The organism is Azospirillum sp. B4 (assembly GCF_000333275.1).
GTDB lineage: Bacteria > Pseudomonadota > Alphaproteobacteria > Azospirillales > Azospirillaceae > Nitrospirillum.
Genome location: NZ_BACU01000519.1, coordinates 1 through 13,868, shown reverse-complemented (window position 1 = coordinate 13,868; position 13,868 = coordinate 1). Strand labels below are relative to the sequence as shown.

The following is a 13,868-nucleotide window of genomic DNA, read 5'->3' as shown; positions in this document are numbered from 1 at the left end:
GTTGTAGGCCGGGGCCTTGCCGCCCAGGCGGAGGCGGCTCTGTTCCTCCGGTGGGATGGCGATCCAGCGGCCGGCGAACTGCCGCACCTTCACCGGGGGTTCACCTGCGCCCAGGGCCAGGCCGCCACCATGACCACATACGCGAGGGGGGCGGCGATCCACAGGCGGCGCACCAGGCGCCAGAAGGTGGCCCCCGCCTGGCGCACGTCGTCGCCGGCCAACACCCCCTTGGCCACGTGGGCCAGCGCCACCAGCACGATCGGCCCCGCCAGCAGCACGCCGCCCACGCGGATGCCCAGCGCCATGCCGAAGCACAGGCCCAGCATGACGACCGAGCCCCAGGAAGGGCCCTTGGGATCGGCATCCAGGCCGCGCCCCACCCGCACCAGCCAGGACAGGGTCCAGGCGGCGGCCACGGCGAAGGGCACGTCCTTGGGGTTGGCGAAGGAATGGCCCCACCAGTCGGGAATCAGCAACAGGCACAGGCCGGCGATGAAGCCGGCGCGCGATCCTGTCTCCTCGCCCGCCATATCCTTGGCGATCCGGCGCACGGCCAGCACGCCCAGCAGGCCGGTCAGGCCGCCGACCAGGCGGCGGGTGGCGTAGACGTCGAGGGGCTGCTGGTTTTCGGCCAGCGCCTCCACCGTGTCGAACAGGGCGCCGTAAAGATAGAGGTTCTGGAACTCCAGGACGGCGCGGTCCTTGCCCAGCGAGGCGTACCATTCCAGCGCCCGCTGCCCATATTCCACGTGCAGCGGCTCATCGAACGTGATGCCGAAGTCGGGAAAGGTGCAGGACACCACCACCACCGCCGCCACCAGCACCAGCCAGAAGGCGATGTCCCACAGTGCCGGGCGGCGCCAGAAGGGGGGCGCGTCCACGGCACCGGCCGGCGCGGACCGGCCGGCGCGGTTGCCCAACGATGGTTGCGCGTGCGGGACGGTGTTGGACGGCGTGTCAGGGGTGCGGGCGAAGGTCATGGAACTCAGGGCTGCCCCCCGAGCACGGACGGACCGCCGGCCGGCGGCGCGTCGTCGAAACCCACCTTTTCGTTCACCAGGTACATCGGCCGCCCCTTCACCTCGGTGAAGACGCGGCCGAGATAGTCGCCCAGCACGCCCAGGCCGATCAGCTGCAGGCCGCCCAGGAACAGGATGGCGACCATCAGCGAGGCGTAGCCGGGGGTGTCGCGGCCGAACATGATGGTCTTGGTGATGATGACCAGGCCATAGAAGAACGACGGCACCGACAGGGCGATGCCCAGCCACGACCACACGCGCAGCGGCACGTTGCTGAAGGAGGCGACGCCATCCAGGCCAAAGCGCAGCAGGCGCCAGAAATTGAAGGTGGAGGCGCCGGCGTGGCGCTGCGCCACCTCGAACGGCACGGCCACCTGGCGGAAGCCCACCCAGCTGAACAGGCCCTTCATGAAACGGTTGCGCTCCGGCATGGCGTTCAGCGCGTCGACCACGCTGCGGTCCAGCAAGCGGAAGTCGCCGGCGCCCCGGGGTAGCGTGACCTCAGACATCCGGTCCAGCAGGCGGTAGTAGAGCTTGGTCAGGAAACGCCGCATCCACGGGTCGGTCGTACGGCTGGCGCGCACGCCGTAGACCATCTGCATGCCCTGGCGCCATTGCTCCACGAAGATGGCGATGGTTTCCGGCGGGTGCTGCAGGTCGCCGTCCATCAGGACCACGGCATCGCCGCTGGCATGCCGCAGGCCGGCGGACATCGCCGCCTCCTTCCCGAAGTTGCGCGACAGGCGCAACAGCTTGAGCCGAGGCTCACGCGCCTGGTGGAAGGCAAGGGCGGCAAAGGTACCGTCGCGCGAGCCATCGTCCACGCAGATGATCTCGAACGGCAGGCCGATGTCTTCCAGCACCGGGATCAGACGCACGAACAAGGCGGCCAGGTTGGCCTCCTCATTATGCATGGGGATGACGATGGATAGACGTTTGCCTGCCGGCGAAGCCGCCTGCTGCGTTTTTGATCCGGACACGGTCGAGAGGGAGGTCAACATGGGAGCGGTATCTGACTCAAGTTCTGACAACGTGATCATGCAGCGGCATCCGCCTGACGAAACTCTATCGCATCATCCGCGACGATGCGGAAGGGATCGCTGACAACAAAGGGGACGCACCGGTCTTCGGAAGCGTCAGGCACGCAACGAGTTCCCAATTCGGAAGACGCGTGGTCAGGCACCCTCACGCCATTGACCATACGCAAAGAAGGTTAACGCCCCGTCTACGCCCAGATGTCAGGACCCAGATGTCAGGGCTCAGATGTCCGGAACCGGACACGGGACAGCCGTCGCGGGCGGGTGGACGGACAGATGGCCTGGGACGCCAGCGTCCATGGGATGGGACTAATGGCACGCCGGCAGGGCAAAAATGTGACGCTGTCCGGGAATCGTTATGACCGGCACCTTTGTCAGGATGCGGTCAGCTTGGCGTGGCACTGTCCCCTTGTCGCCAGCCGATGGAAACGGCACGAGCCCAAGGGCGGGAGCCCCAACCCCCCGCCCCCGGGCGCCGTTTCCTTGGCTGGTGGCACCGGCGCCCCGCTTTCTAGACCAAGCGGATCTTCCGCCCCCTCTGCCCCAACCGCGGGGGCGGAAGCGGCGCCGGCGATTGCCCCGGGCTGGGGTTCTAGACCACCCTGCCCGGCGGATGTTCCCCGTACCTGCGGTGATCGGATCGGTGTTCCTGGCCTGTCCGGTCGCGGTAGTGGATCTACCCAAGCCATGACGGTTGCCGCCGTCCTGTCTTGAATTCCTTCCAAGCCTACTGGGTCGGTGGTTCGCGCCACCGACCTTTTCCTTTTTTTGCGCCGTCCGTGCTGGGGACAGTCCTTATACGCCGCGCCCGCGCCAACCCGTCGCCGCCCCCGTCAACGGTCCCGGATGGCGAATCCCAGCCGCTGGAAGGTGTCCGCCATATGGGACGGCAACGGCGCCGTCGCCGCCAGTGGCGGCTCCGACGGCGGCCCCCAGGGCAGGGCCACCCAGCGGGCATGCAGGTGCAGCGGCACGGCCGGCGCCGGATCACGGCCACCCTCCACCCGCCAGTCGCGGCCATAAATGGGATCGCCCAGCATGGGCCAGCCCATCGCCTCGCAATGGACCCGCAATTGGTGCATGCGCCCCGTGCGCGGCGTCAGTTCCAGCCATGACAGCGCCTGGCCCGCCGAATCGGCGCCCTGGGCCATGACGCGCCATTCGGTCAAGGCGGTCTTGCCCTCGTCATGATCCACCATCATGCGGGAACATCCGGGCACCTGGCGCTTGACCAGCGGCAGCTCGATGCGCCCCTCCTCCGCCTCGGGCCGGCCCTTCACCACCGCCCAGTACCGCTTGCCCACGCGGCCCGCCAGGAACAGCTTGCCCAGCCGGGTGGACGCCGTCTCGTTCAAGCCCAGCACCAAGCAGCCGGTGGTGTCCTTGTCCAGCCGATGGGCCAGGCGCGGCGCCGGCGCCCCCTCGGCCACCAGCCAGGGCAGGTAGCGTTCCAGATGGTCGGTGGACTTGGTGCCATAGTGCACCGGCAGGCCATAGGGCTTGTCGACGATCAGCACGTCGGCGTCCTGGTGCAGGACGCGGGTGCGCATCTCCTGCGGCGTGTAGGCGGGCGGCGCCAGGGGAAGCATGATGGCCATGGGAACGCTATAGCAGAAACTACGGGGCAGCGGCGCCATGTTGGTCACATGGAATTGCGCCCCTTTCCAATCGGCTTGTTTCAACAAGGTGATAATATGCATCGCTGCGTCCTGCCATATTATCGGCATGGGATAATATGGCAGACGACCGTGCCTCATGTTATTGGTAGGCGATAATCAGAACCATGGCTGGCGACACCATAGGACCCATTAATGTCACCACCTGACGAAGCTCAATCCAATCGCGGACGAGCCGGACAGTATGTCCGACAGATAGCAGGCTATCGTGCGTTCATTCCAGCCGACCTGCCGCCGGTTCCCCCTTTGACCATTGACCGTGAAATCCAACACCTGCTGTCAGAAAGCGACCGAGCGCTGGGTCGGCTGGACGGATCTATCCGCACACTTCCCAATCCTGATCTTTTCGTCTTCATGTACGTGAGGAAAGAAGCCGTCCTTTCCAGCCAGATCGAAGGCACCCAGGCGTCCATCAATGACCTGATCAAAGCGGAAGCGGAGATCTTCGACCCCTCAGGACCACGGGATGTGGATGAGGTCATAAATTATGTGACAGCCATGAACCATGGCCTTGCCGCCCTGGCCGAACTTCCCCTTTCCATTCGCCTGATCAAGAACATCCATGAAAAGCTTCTGCAGGGTGTCCGGGGAAGCAAGATGCAACCCGGGGAATTGAGAAGAAGCCAAAACTGGATTGGACCGGCCGGATGCACCCTGCTGGATGCGACCTTCATTCCACCGCCCCATGACGTGGCCGAAAACGCATTGGGGAATCTGGAAATTTTCTTGCATGAAGATACATCCGTCCCCCCGCTCATAAAAATAGGACTGGCACATGCCCAATTCGAAACCATTCATCCTTTCCTTGACGGCAATGGACGAATCGGCCGTCTGCTGATCACGTTCTTTCTTTGCCAGCAGGAAATATTGGCGCAGCCTGTACTTTATCTCTCACATTATTTCAAAAAGCACAGGGATGAATATTATAGGCACCTGCAAAACATCCGGGACAATGGTGACTGGGAGAGTTGGGTGAAGTTTTTTCTTAATGGTGTGTCCAGCGTGGCGAAGCAAGCAACCCAAACCGCTCGCGACATCGTGGATTTGCGGGAAGCCCACCGCGAGCTTATTGCCCAGAGCTTCGGTAATTCAGGCGGCAAGGGAATGCGGGTGCTGGAACATCTGTTCAAGCGCCCATTCCTGAACGTGAATGACGTTAAGTCACTGCTGGGCATCAGCTACCCCAACGCCAACACCCTGGTAGAGAAGTTCGTCGCCCGTGGCATTTTATTTGAAAGCACGGGGAACCAGCGTAACCGTCAATTTTTTTATCGAGACTACATCAACCTTTTCGCCAACGTGCCAGACTAAGACGCGCGCTAAATCCGCATGAAAAAAACTTAATCCTGCTGCCACGGGCTAGAAAGTCTGTCCCGACCATGATCATCCTCGTTGCGGTCGGCGAGGATCGACCCATGTTAGTTCGGGTGGCGCACGCCACGCCTTCAAGAGGAAAGCAGTCGAGGAACGATCATGACCCCGAAGGACCGCGAAGATTTGACAGCCCTGCTGGCGCGTGTGTCCCGACTGGACGGCATGCCCCGCGACCCTGAATCGGACCGCCTGGTGGGTGAGGCGCTGTCGCGCCAGCCGGCGCTGCCCTACATCATGGCCCAGGCCCTGCTGGCGCAGCAGGAGGCCCTGGTGGAGGCGCAGCGTCGCCTGGCCGACCTGCAGCAGAACGCCGGCGGCGCCCGTCCAGCCGCCAGCCCGCCGCCCTTCACCGGCACCCAATCCAGCCAACCGTTCAACCAGCCCCTTGGCCAGCCCCTTGGCCAGCCCTCCGGGCCTTGGGGCCAGGCCTCATACCAGGGGCAACCGTACCAGGCGCAGCCCCAGCCACCCTACGGCCAATCCTACGTGCCGCCCCAGCCCGCCTATGGCGCGCCGCCAGCCTATGCCCAGCCCCGCAGCTTCATGCGTGGCATGTTTGAGACCATGGCCGGCGTGGCCGGCGGCGTGCTGGCGGCGGACGCGGTGGAATCGCTGTTCCGCGGCGGGCACGGCGGTGGTTTCGGGGGTGGCGGTCTGGGTGGCGGCCCCTGGGGCGCCGGCTTCGGCGGCGACCGGGTCGAGGAGACCGTGATCAACAATACCACGGTGAACGAGACCATCGTGAACGATGACCACAGCCGGTACGACTCGGGCCGCCAAGACGGCGGCGACAGCGGCTACAGCGATAGCGGCGATCGCGACGGCGGCTATCAGGACGCCGATTACACCACCGATGACGCCGGCGGCTTCGACGACGGCACCATCGACACCTGACCCCCATCCACCGCCAGGGTGGCTGCCCCCAATCCGGCCGCAATTCCCTGACCTGATCCCGCGGTGTCCGGCCGCCCCGGCCGGACGCCGCCAGCCCCAAGAACAGTCCCAAAAAAGACTTTCCGTGAAAGCGAGCTTGAGACCATGACCTCCCTGCCCACCGTTCCCTCGCCCAAGAAGCGCTTTCCCCGCCTGGCCGTGACCGCGCTGGCCATCGGCCTGATGACCGGCACGGCCCTGGTGGCCCCGCCCGCCGCCATCACCGCCCATGCCGCCAGCCCGGCCTCGCTGCCCAGCTTCGCCGACCTGGTGGAAAAGGTGTCGCCGGCGGTGGTGACCATCACCGCGGCCCACAAGGTGACGACGCCGCAGGTGCCGCAGGAACTGCAGGAAATGATGCGCCACTTCGGCCTGCCGGACGAGGCCCTGCCCGGTGGCCGTGGCGGCAACGGCCGGCCGCGCATCGAATCCGCCCTGGGTTCCGGTTTCGTCATCGACCCCAGCGGCTATATCGTCACCAACCGCCACGTCATCGAGGGGGCGGACGAGGTGAAGGTCCACTTCCAGGACCAGACGGACGACGTGCCGGCCAAGATCGTGGGCCAGGACGAACGGTCGGATCTGGCGCTGCTGAAGGTGGATGCCAAGAAGCCGCTGCAGGCCCTGGCCTTCGGCGACAGCGACAAGATGCGCCCGGGCGACTGGGTGGTGGCGGTGGGCAACCCCTTCGGCCTGGGCGGCACGGTCACCGCCGGCATCGTCTCGGCCCGCGGCCGCGACATCGACCCCGCCAACCTAAACGACTTCCTGCAGATCGACGCCTCGATCAACAAGGGCAACTCGGGCGGCCCGACCTTCAACACCAATGGCGAGGTCATCGGCATCAACACCGCCATCTTCTCCCCCACCGGCGGTTCGGTCGGCATCGGTTTCGCCATCCCGTCCAACGTGGCCAAGCCCGTGATCGAGAAGCTGAAGGCCACCGGCCATGTGCAGCGCGGCTATCTGGGCGTGACCCTGCAGGCGGTGACGCCGGAGATCGCCGACAGCCTGGGCCTGAAGGAGCCGAAGGGCGCCATCATCAACGCCGTCTCGCCCAAGAGCCCGGCGGAAAAGGGCGGCCTGAAGCAAGGCGACGTGGTGCAGAGCATCAACGGCAAGGCCATCGACAACCAGCGCGACCTGGCCCGCAACGTGGCCGGCATCGACCCGGGCAAGACCGTGGACCTGGGCGTGCTGCGCGCGGGCAAGGCCATCACCGTCTCCGTCAAGTTGGGCGAGGCGCCCAGCAACGACAAGGACAGTGGCTCCGGCGCTGCCACCACGCCCGACGGCAAGGGTGACAACACCAGCGTGGCCGGCCTGAAGCTGGGCAAGCTGGACGACCGCACCCGGGAGCGCCTGGGCCTGGACGGCGACGCCCAGGGTGTCGTCATCGTCGATCCGGGCAAGGACGACCTGGGCCTGCGCCCGGGCGACATCATCGCCAGCGTGAACAACGAAGGCGTGAAGGCCCCGGCCGACGTCAACGCCCAGGTGGAGAAGGCCAAGAAGGACGGCCGCAAGTCCGTCCTGCTGCTGGTCCGCCGCGGCGACCAGCAGATGTTCCTGCCCCTGCCCGTCACGCCCAAGAAAGACTGAGTTCCAGCGCCCTCCCGGAAAATCACCGGGAGGACCTGAGATGAAATGGGGCCGGGCGGATTTACCACCGCCCGGCCCTTTGATTTGATCCGCGCCCTCAACCCAGGTTCCACCGCCATGAAGATCCTAGTCATCGAGGACGACGCCCAGGCCGCCGCCTACATGCTGAAAGGCCTGAAGGAGGCTGGCCACGCCGTGGACCACGCGCCCGACGGCACCCAGGGCCTGTACCTGGCGGGGGCGGAGCATTACGACGCCCTGGTGGTGGACCGCATGCTGCCGGGCCGGGACGGCTTGTCCCTGGTCAGCCTGCTGCGCGCCGCGGGCAACGACACGCCCGTGCTGGTGCTGAGCGCGCTGGGCAGCGTGGAGGACAGGGTGACGGGCCTGCGCGCCGGCGGCGACGACTACCTGACCAAGCCCTACGCCTTCTCCGAGCTGCTGGCCCGGCTGGAAAGCCTGGGCCGCCGCCGCGCCGCCCCCCAGGCCCAGTCCACCAAGCTGGTGGCCGGTGACCTGGAGATGGACCTGCTGGCCCGCACGGTGAAGCGCGGGGGCAAGGCCATCGACCTGCTGCCCCGGGAATTCCAGCTGCTGGAATGCCTGATGCGCAACGCCGGCAGCGTGGTGACCCGCACCATGCTGCTGGAACAGGTGTGGGACTATCATTTCGACCCGCAGACCAATGTCATCGACGTCCATATCGCGCGCCTGCGCCAGAAGGTGGACAAAGGCTTCGAGCCGCCCATGATCCAGACCGTGCGGGGGGCCGGGTATTGCTTACGGCCCTGAAACGCCACGCCCCGGCCGGCGGGGAGGCGAATAGCGGCGGCACCACGCCGCGCTCCGACGGTCAGCGCCATCTCGGCCGCCTGCTGCGCACCACCACCTTCCGCTTCGCCCTGATCTATCTGGGGCTGTTCGTCGGGTCCGTCCTGCTGGTGCTGTGGCTGATCTACTGGTCCACCGCCGGCTTCCTGACCAGCCAGGCCGACACCGCCATCCGCGAGGACATGCAGGCCCTGGCCGATCGCTACCGCACTGGCGGTATGGCCGGACTGGCGGAGGCGGTGAACGAGCGCGGCATGGGCAACGCCTCGTCCATCTACATCCTGGCCGCGTCCTCCGGTTCCACCCTGGCCGGCAACCAGTTCTGGCCCAGGGGGTGGACGAGGCGGGCTGGGTCAACCTGCCGGTGAAGGACCCCGTCACCGGCCAGGTGCGCCCCGGCGACGTGCGCGCCCTGATCGCGGCCCTGCCCGGCGGCTATCGCGTGCTGGTGGGCCGCGACCTGGGCGAGGTTCGGGTTCTGCGCGAGCGGCTGGAGCGGGTCATCGGCTGGAGCATGGGCCTGACCCTGGTGCTGGGCCTGATCGGCGGCCTGGCCATGAGCCGCGCCTGGCTGCGCCGCCTGGATGGCGTCACCCGCACGGCGGAGGCCATCCGCGAGGGCATGCTGGTCAGCCGCGTGCCCCTGACGGGGGCGGGCGACGAATTCGACCAGCTGGCCCACACCCTGAACGCCATGCTGGACCGCATCGAGGCGCTGGTGGCCGGGATCCGCCATGTCAGCCAGGGCATCGCCCACGACCTGCGCACCCCCCTCACCCGCCTGCGCACGCGGCTGGAACTGGCCCTGATGCATGAGACGGTGGAGAACCCGCGCGAGGTGCTGGAGGCCGCGATCGAGGAGGTGGACCATCTGCTGGCCACCTTCCGCGCCCTGCTGGCCATCGCCGAGGTGGAGTCAGGCGGCAACCTGCCCATCGCCCCGGTGCAACTGGACGAACTGGCGCTCAATACTGGCGAGCTGTACGACGCCGTTGCCGAGGACCAGGGCATCATCTTCACCATGGCGGTGGAGGCGACGGGCCCAGCCGCCATGGTGCAGGGCAACCGCCAGCTGTTGAGCCAGGCCCTGGCCAACCTGCTGGACAACGCCCTGAAATACACCCCCGAAGGCGGGACGGTCAGCCTGACCGTCGGCACCGACGGGCCAAGCCGTGTCAAGGTGACGGTGGCCGACAACGGCCCCGGCATCCCGGCGGAGGATCGGCAGCGGGTGCGTGAACGCTTCTTCCGGCTGGAACGCGACCAGGCCCGCCCCGGCAGCGGCCTGGGTCTCAGCCTGGTGGACGCGGTGGCCCAGCGCCATGGCGGCACGTTGCTGCTGGACGACAATGGCCCTGGCTTGAAGGCCCAGCTGCTGCTGCCGATCCTTCACCCACCGACCTAGATCTATCCTTTTGCGCGGCCCCCTTGGATTAATCCGTTAATCGAAGCTTTAGCCTGATGGCGGCAAGTTCCCTGAAACCGATGTTCAAGGAACCGCCTGCGATGCTCAACAACCTGAGAATTGGATCACGCCTTTCCATCCTGGTGGGATGCCTGGCCCTTGTCGCGCTGTTGACGGGCGCCCTGGGCCTGCGCGGGGCGTGGACCACCAATCAGGATCTCAAGAGCGTCTACGAGGACCGCACGGTCGCGCTGGCCGACCTGACTGCCGTCCAGGGCAATCTCTATCAGCTGCACGCGGCGCGCGGGGCGGGGGTGGCGGCGCCCGCCGCCGAAGCGGGCATGGACGCGGCCTGGTCGCACTACATGTCGACCTATCTGACCCCGGAGGAGGCGGACCTGGTCCACACGTTCGAGCCCATCTACACCGCATACCGCAAGCTGGCCGCCGGGGATGCACGGGATGGGGAGACGTTCGAGCGGACGATGAAGGCCCTGGCTCCCGTGATCGCCCTGCAGGTCAATGAGGCCAAACGGATTTTCGATGACTCGATGGTGCGCTTCGACCGCACCATGGTCGTCACCCTGGGCGTGGGCACGCTGGGCATCGCCATCGGCGTCATCCTGGCCGTCATCGTCGTCCGCTCCGTCACCGGCGGCATCAACGGCATCATCACCGTCATGGCCCGGCTGACCGCAGGGGACACGGCGGTGGAGGTGCGCGGCCTGGGGCGGCGAGATGAGATCGGCAAGCTGGCGCAGGCCGCCGAGGCCTTCAAGCAGAGCACCGTGCGGGTGCGGGCCATGGAAGAGGCCGCGGCACGCGAAAAGGAGGAGTCGGAGGCAAGGCGCAAGGCGTCCCTGCTGGACATGGCATCGCGCTTTGAAAATTCGGTGAAGGGCGTCGTCGACGCCGTCGCCGGCGCCGCGACGGAGATGCAGGCGGCGGCCCAAGCCATGGCCGCCACCGCGGAGGAAACCAGCCGACAGTCCCAAACCGTGGCCAGCGCGGCCACCATCGCCGCCACCAACGTCAACACCGTGGCCAGCGCCACCGAGGAACTGTCCGCTTCGATCCAGGAGATCGGGCGCCAAGTGGCACGGTCCTCCACCGTGGCCTCATCGGCCGTCGCCACCACCGATGAAACGGTCACCGCCGTGACGACACTGAAAAGCTCGGCCGCCGACATCAACACGGTGGTCGCGCTGATCCAGCAGATCGCCAACCAGACCAACCTGCTGGCCCTGAACGCCACCATCGAGGCGGCCCGCGCCGGTGAAGCCGGCAAGGGCTTCGCCGTCGTCGCCAGCGAGGTCAAGGCGTTGGCCAACCAGACCGCGCAGGCCACCGAGGAGGTTTCGACCCGCGTCAACGACATCCAGCAGGCATCCAACGCCGCCGGCCAGTCGATATCCGCCATCGCCGATACCATCGGCGAAATCAACCGCATCTCCGCCGCGATCTCCGCCGCCGTCGACCAACAGAGCGCCGCGGCAAACGACATCGCCGGCAGCGTCACCAAAGCGGCCGCCGGTACCAATGAGGTGTCGGGCACCATCGCCAGCGTCACCCAAGCCGCCGGTGAAACCGGCACGGCCGCCACCCAGGTGCTGGCCGCCGCCCAAAGCCTGTCCAGCGAGGCGGAGCACCTGCGCCGGGAGGTGGGGGAATTCCTGGCCACGGTGCGGGCCGCCTGACCCACGTCCCGGTCGCTTGCATCGGCGCCCAGCCTGCCCTATCGCTAAACTGGCTGTGTCCGGCCAGTCCCAACAGCGCGAGGGAGAAGTCCATGGATGACGACGCCGCGGGGGTGGCCGCCGGGGTGGTCGGCCTGTACCAGCGCCACGGCCTGGCGTGGGAAGCCGACCGGCAGGCCGGTCACCGCCGCCACCCGGACATCGAGCGCCCCTGGCTGGACCGGTTCCTGACCCTGGCGCCGCCCGGCCCGATGCTGGACCTGGGCTGCGGCGGCGGCCAGCCCATGGCATCATATCTGATCGCCCAGGGCCGCGCCGTCACCGGCGTCGACACGGCCCCGGCCCTGATCGCCCTGGCCGGCACCCGCATGCCGGACCAGGACTGGCGCGTCGCCGACATGCGCGGCCTGGACCTGGGCGCGCGCTACGCCGGCATCCTGGCCTGGGACAGCTTCTTCCACCTGGACTTCGCCGACCAGCGCGCGATGTTTCCGGTGTTCCAGCGCCACGCCCTGCCCGGCGCCCCGCTGATGTTCACCAGCGGCCCCCGCCACGGCGTGGCCATGGGCAGCTATGCCGGCGAGCCCTTGCACCACGCCAGCCTGGACCCGGCCGACTACCGCGCCCTGCTGGACGCCCATGGCTTCGACGTCATGGACTTCCGGCCGGAAGACCGCGATTGCGGCGGACGCAGCGTGTGGCTGGCGCGGCGGGGGCGGGAGCCGTGATGCATAACGGGATTGACCCGCCCTTGCCAGAATATACAAGTTTTTGTATAAATCATGTCCCATGAGCACCGCTGGAACCAGCCCGCCAAACGATCCAAAAGAGGTGGAATTCCTGGGCGATTCCCTGGAGGCACTGCGGCGCTTCCCCTTGACGGCAAGAAGAGAAGCCGGCCACCAGATCGATCATCTTCAGCACGGGAGATTGCCGGACGACTGGAAGCCCATGAAAACTGTTGGCCCCGGTGTCCAGGAAATTAGGCTCCATGACCAGTCGGGCATCTACCGCGTGATCTACGTGGCGAAATTCGACGACGCGGTTTACGTGCTGCATTGTTTCCAGAAAAAGTCCCAGAAGACGGACCCGGCCGATATTGGAATAGCAAAGGACCGCTACGGCGCCCTTGTCGATCGGCTCAAACGCCACAAGGCTGACGAACGGAAAGGCAAACGGAAATGACCGACAAGCGATTCTCCAGCGTCTGGGATGCCCTGGAGGACACCCCCGCGGACGCTGAAAACATGAAGCTCCGCTCGAAGCTGGCGATGACCTTGAAGGATTACATCACCCGCCAGGGCCTGACCCAAGCTGAAGCGGCCAAGGCTTTTGGCGTGACACAGCCGCGTATATCGGACCTGGTCCGGGGCAAGATCGATCTATTCGGACTGGATGCCCTGGTCAATATGGCGAGCGCCGCTGGCCTGCGGATTGAAATCACCATACTGGAGGCGGCCTGAAGCCCCGGGCCAGTTTCCCTGAGCGCCCCCCTTTTTGCTTACCCCTCCGCATGCCGCCGCGCGAACCGGGCGCTGACCGGCACGGCGATCAGGCCGCAGAGAGCGGCGGCAGAGAGCCACAGCCCCGGCATGGCGGCGTTGCCGCCGTGCTTCACCAGATAAGTGCTGACGAAGGGCGTGAAGCCGCCGGCGGCCGTGGCCAGGCTGTAGGCCAGGGAAAAGCCGGCGGTGCGCACCTGGGCCGGGACGATTTCCGTCAGGTAGACCACCATGGCGCCGTTGTAGCCGGCATAAAGGAAGGACAGCCACAGCTCCACGCCCAGCAGGCGGCCGAAGCTGGGTGCCGCGGCCAGCCAGCTGAGCGCGGGGTAGGCCGTGGCCAGCGCCAACACGGTGCAGAAGACCAGGATGGGCCGGCGGCCGATGCGGTCGGACAAGGCGCCCGACAGGGGCAGCCACAAGAGGTTGCTGGCGCCCACCGCCAGGGTGACCAGCAGGCTGTCCATGTCGCTGAGGTGCAGCGCCTCCCGCCCGAAGGTGGGGGTGTAGGCGGTGATGAAGTAGAAGGACACGGTGGTCATCAACACCAGGCCGATGCCGGTCAATACCACGCCCCAGTTGGCCGCCAGCGAGGCCATGATCTCACCCACCGTGGGACGGTGGGTGCGCGCCAGGAAGGCTTCCGTCTCGGTCAGCGACCGGCGGATCTGGAACAGGAAGGGGACGATCAGGCAACCCACCACCAGGGGAATACGCCAGCCCCAGGCCTGCATCGTCTCCGGCGTCAGGGAGAAGGTCAGAGCGACGCCCAGCGGGGCGGCCATCATCACC

The 13,868-nt window shown here is 66.7% G+C and carries 14 protein-coding genes; 10 read left to right on the top strand and 4 right to left on the bottom strand.

Annotation, left to right across the window (positions count from 1 at the left end; translation table 11 throughout):
* Positions 1–89: 89 nt before the first annotated feature.
* The 3 genes from I55_RS22445 to I55_RS22435 all read right to left on the bottom strand — a co-directional run bounded on the left by I55_RS22445 (position 90) and on the right by I55_RS22435 (position 3,756).
* Positions 90–980 carry a hypothetical protein gene (locus I55_RS22445; RefSeq protein WP_049974394.1) on the bottom strand — a complete coding sequence of 297 codons (891 nt, stop codon included), beginning with the start codon at positions 978–980 and terminating at the stop codon, positions 90–92.
* A gap of 5 nt (positions 981–985) precedes the next feature.
* Positions 986–2,020: a glycosyltransferase family 2 protein gene (locus I55_RS22440; RefSeq protein ID WP_252181268.1), complete on the bottom strand. Its 1,035-nt coding sequence runs from the start codon at positions 2,018–2,020 to the stop codon at positions 986–988.
* A gap of 869 nt (positions 2,021–2,889) precedes the next feature.
* Positions 2,890–3,756: an RluA family pseudouridine synthase gene (locus tag I55_RS22435; protein ID WP_252181267.1), complete on the bottom strand. Its 867-nt coding sequence runs from the start codon at positions 3,754–3,756 to the stop codon at positions 2,890–2,892.
* Between the two features lie 111 nt (positions 3,757–3,867).
* Between I55_RS22435 and I55_RS22430 the strand changes: the two genes are divergently transcribed.
* The 10 genes from I55_RS22430 to I55_RS22390 all read left to right on the top strand — a co-directional run bounded on the left by I55_RS22430 (position 3,868) and on the right by I55_RS22390 (position 13,037).
* Positions 3,868–5,043 (top strand): Fic family protein, encoded by a 1,176-nt coding sequence (locus I55_RS22430; protein ID WP_044562817.1) that lies wholly within the window; start codon positions 3,868–3,870, stop codon positions 5,041–5,043.
* A gap of 162 nt (positions 5,044–5,205) precedes the next feature.
* Positions 5,206–6,000, top strand: a complete 795-nt coding sequence (locus I55_RS33395; RefSeq protein WP_049974393.1) for a DUF2076 domain-containing protein — start codon at positions 5,206–5,208, stop codon at positions 5,998–6,000.
* A 144-nt stretch (positions 6,001–6,144) separates the two neighbouring features.
* Positions 6,145–7,641 (top strand): DegQ family serine endoprotease, encoded by a 1,497-nt coding sequence (locus I55_RS22420; protein ID WP_044562816.1) that lies wholly within the window; start codon positions 6,145–6,147, stop codon positions 7,639–7,641.
* A gap of 117 nt (positions 7,642–7,758) precedes the next feature.
* Positions 7,759–8,433 carry a response regulator transcription factor gene (locus tag I55_RS22415; protein WP_044562820.1) on the top strand — a complete coding sequence of 225 codons (675 nt, stop codon included), beginning with the start codon at positions 7,759–7,761 and terminating at the stop codon, positions 8,431–8,433.
* The gene (locus tag I55_RS38620; RefSeq protein WP_252181266.1) at positions 8,418–8,840 is read left to right on the top strand and encodes a hypothetical protein; all 423 of its coding nucleotides are present in this window, start codon (positions 8,418–8,420) and stop codon (positions 8,838–8,840) included. Before I55_RS22415 ends, I55_RS38620 begins: the two co-directional genes overlap by 16 nt.
* On the top strand, positions 8,807–9,877 hold the full coding sequence (locus tag I55_RS22410) for a HAMP domain-containing sensor histidine kinase (protein WP_252181265.1): 1,071 nt from the start codon (positions 8,807–8,809) through the stop codon (positions 9,875–9,877). Before I55_RS38620 ends, I55_RS22410 begins: the two co-directional genes overlap by 34 nt.
* Before the next feature lie 101 nt (positions 9,878–9,978).
* Positions 9,979–11,574, top strand: a complete 1,596-nt coding sequence (locus tag I55_RS22405; protein ID WP_044562819.1) for a methyl-accepting chemotaxis protein — start codon at positions 9,979–9,981, stop codon at positions 11,572–11,574.
* Positions 11,575–11,666: 92 nt separating this feature from the next.
* Positions 11,667–12,302: a class I SAM-dependent methyltransferase gene (locus tag I55_RS22400; RefSeq protein ID WP_044562815.1), complete on the top strand. Its 636-nt coding sequence runs from the start codon at positions 11,667–11,669 to the stop codon at positions 12,300–12,302.
* Positions 12,303–12,363: 61 nt separating this feature from the next.
* Positions 12,364–12,759 (top strand): type II toxin-antitoxin system RelE/ParE family toxin, encoded by a 396-nt coding sequence (locus tag I55_RS22395; protein ID WP_044562814.1) that lies wholly within the window; start codon positions 12,364–12,366, stop codon positions 12,757–12,759.
* Positions 12,756–13,037: a helix-turn-helix domain-containing protein gene (locus tag I55_RS22390; protein ID WP_044562813.1), complete on the top strand. Its 282-nt coding sequence runs from the start codon at positions 12,756–12,758 to the stop codon at positions 13,035–13,037. Before I55_RS22395 ends, I55_RS22390 begins: the two co-directional genes overlap by 4 nt.
* A gap of 38 nt (positions 13,038–13,075) precedes the next feature.
* Here I55_RS22390 and I55_RS22385 read toward each other — a convergent pair whose 3' ends face one another.
* Positions 13,076–13,810, bottom strand: coding sequence for an MFS transporter (locus I55_RS22385; protein WP_376739206.1), 735 nt, complete (start codon positions 13,808–13,810; stop codon positions 13,076–13,078).
* Positions 13,811–13,868 lie beyond the last annotated feature (58 nt).

Excerpts from the sequence above, each read along its gene's own strand:
- I55_RS22430 (WP_044562817.1), top strand. The coding sequence starts at position 3,868 with ATGTCACCACCTGACGAAGCTCAATCCAATCGCGGACGAGCCGGACAG.
- I55_RS22395 (WP_044562814.1), top strand. The coding sequence starts at position 12,364 with ATGAGCACCGCTGGAACCAGCCCGCCAAACGATCCAAAAGAGGTGGAA.
- I55_RS22415 (WP_044562820.1), top strand. The coding sequence starts at position 7,759 with ATGAAGATCCTAGTCATCGAGGACGACGCCCAGGCCGCCGCCTACATG.
- I55_RS22385 (WP_376739206.1), bottom strand. The coding sequence starts at position 13,810 with ATGCAGGCCTGGGGCTGGCGTATTCCCCTGGTGGTGGGTTGCCTGATC.
- I55_RS22405 (WP_044562819.1), top strand. The coding sequence starts at position 9,979 with ATGCTCAACAACCTGAGAATTGGATCACGCCTTTCCATCCTGGTGGGA.
- I55_RS33395 (WP_049974393.1), top strand. The coding sequence starts at position 5,206 with ATGACCCCGAAGGACCGCGAAGATTTGACAGCCCTGCTGGCGCGTGTG.
- I55_RS22390 (WP_044562813.1), top strand. The coding sequence starts at position 12,756 with ATGACCGACAAGCGATTCTCCAGCGTCTGGGATGCCCTGGAGGACACC.
- I55_RS22440 (WP_252181268.1), bottom strand. The coding sequence starts at position 2,020 with ATGTTGACCTCCCTCTCGACCGTGTCCGGATCAAAAACGCAGCAGGCG.
- I55_RS22420 (WP_044562816.1), top strand. The coding sequence starts at position 6,145 with ATGACCTCCCTGCCCACCGTTCCCTCGCCCAAGAAGCGCTTTCCCCGC.
- I55_RS22445 (WP_049974394.1), bottom strand. The coding sequence starts at position 980 with ATGACCTTCGCCCGCACCCCTGACACGCCGTCCAACACCGTCCCGCAC.
- I55_RS22400 (WP_044562815.1), top strand. The coding sequence starts at position 11,667 with ATGGATGACGACGCCGCGGGGGTGGCCGCCGGGGTGGTCGGCCTGTAC.
- I55_RS22435 (WP_252181267.1), bottom strand. The coding sequence starts at position 3,756 with ATGCATATTATCACCTTGTTGAAACAAGCCGATTGGAAAGGGGCGCAA.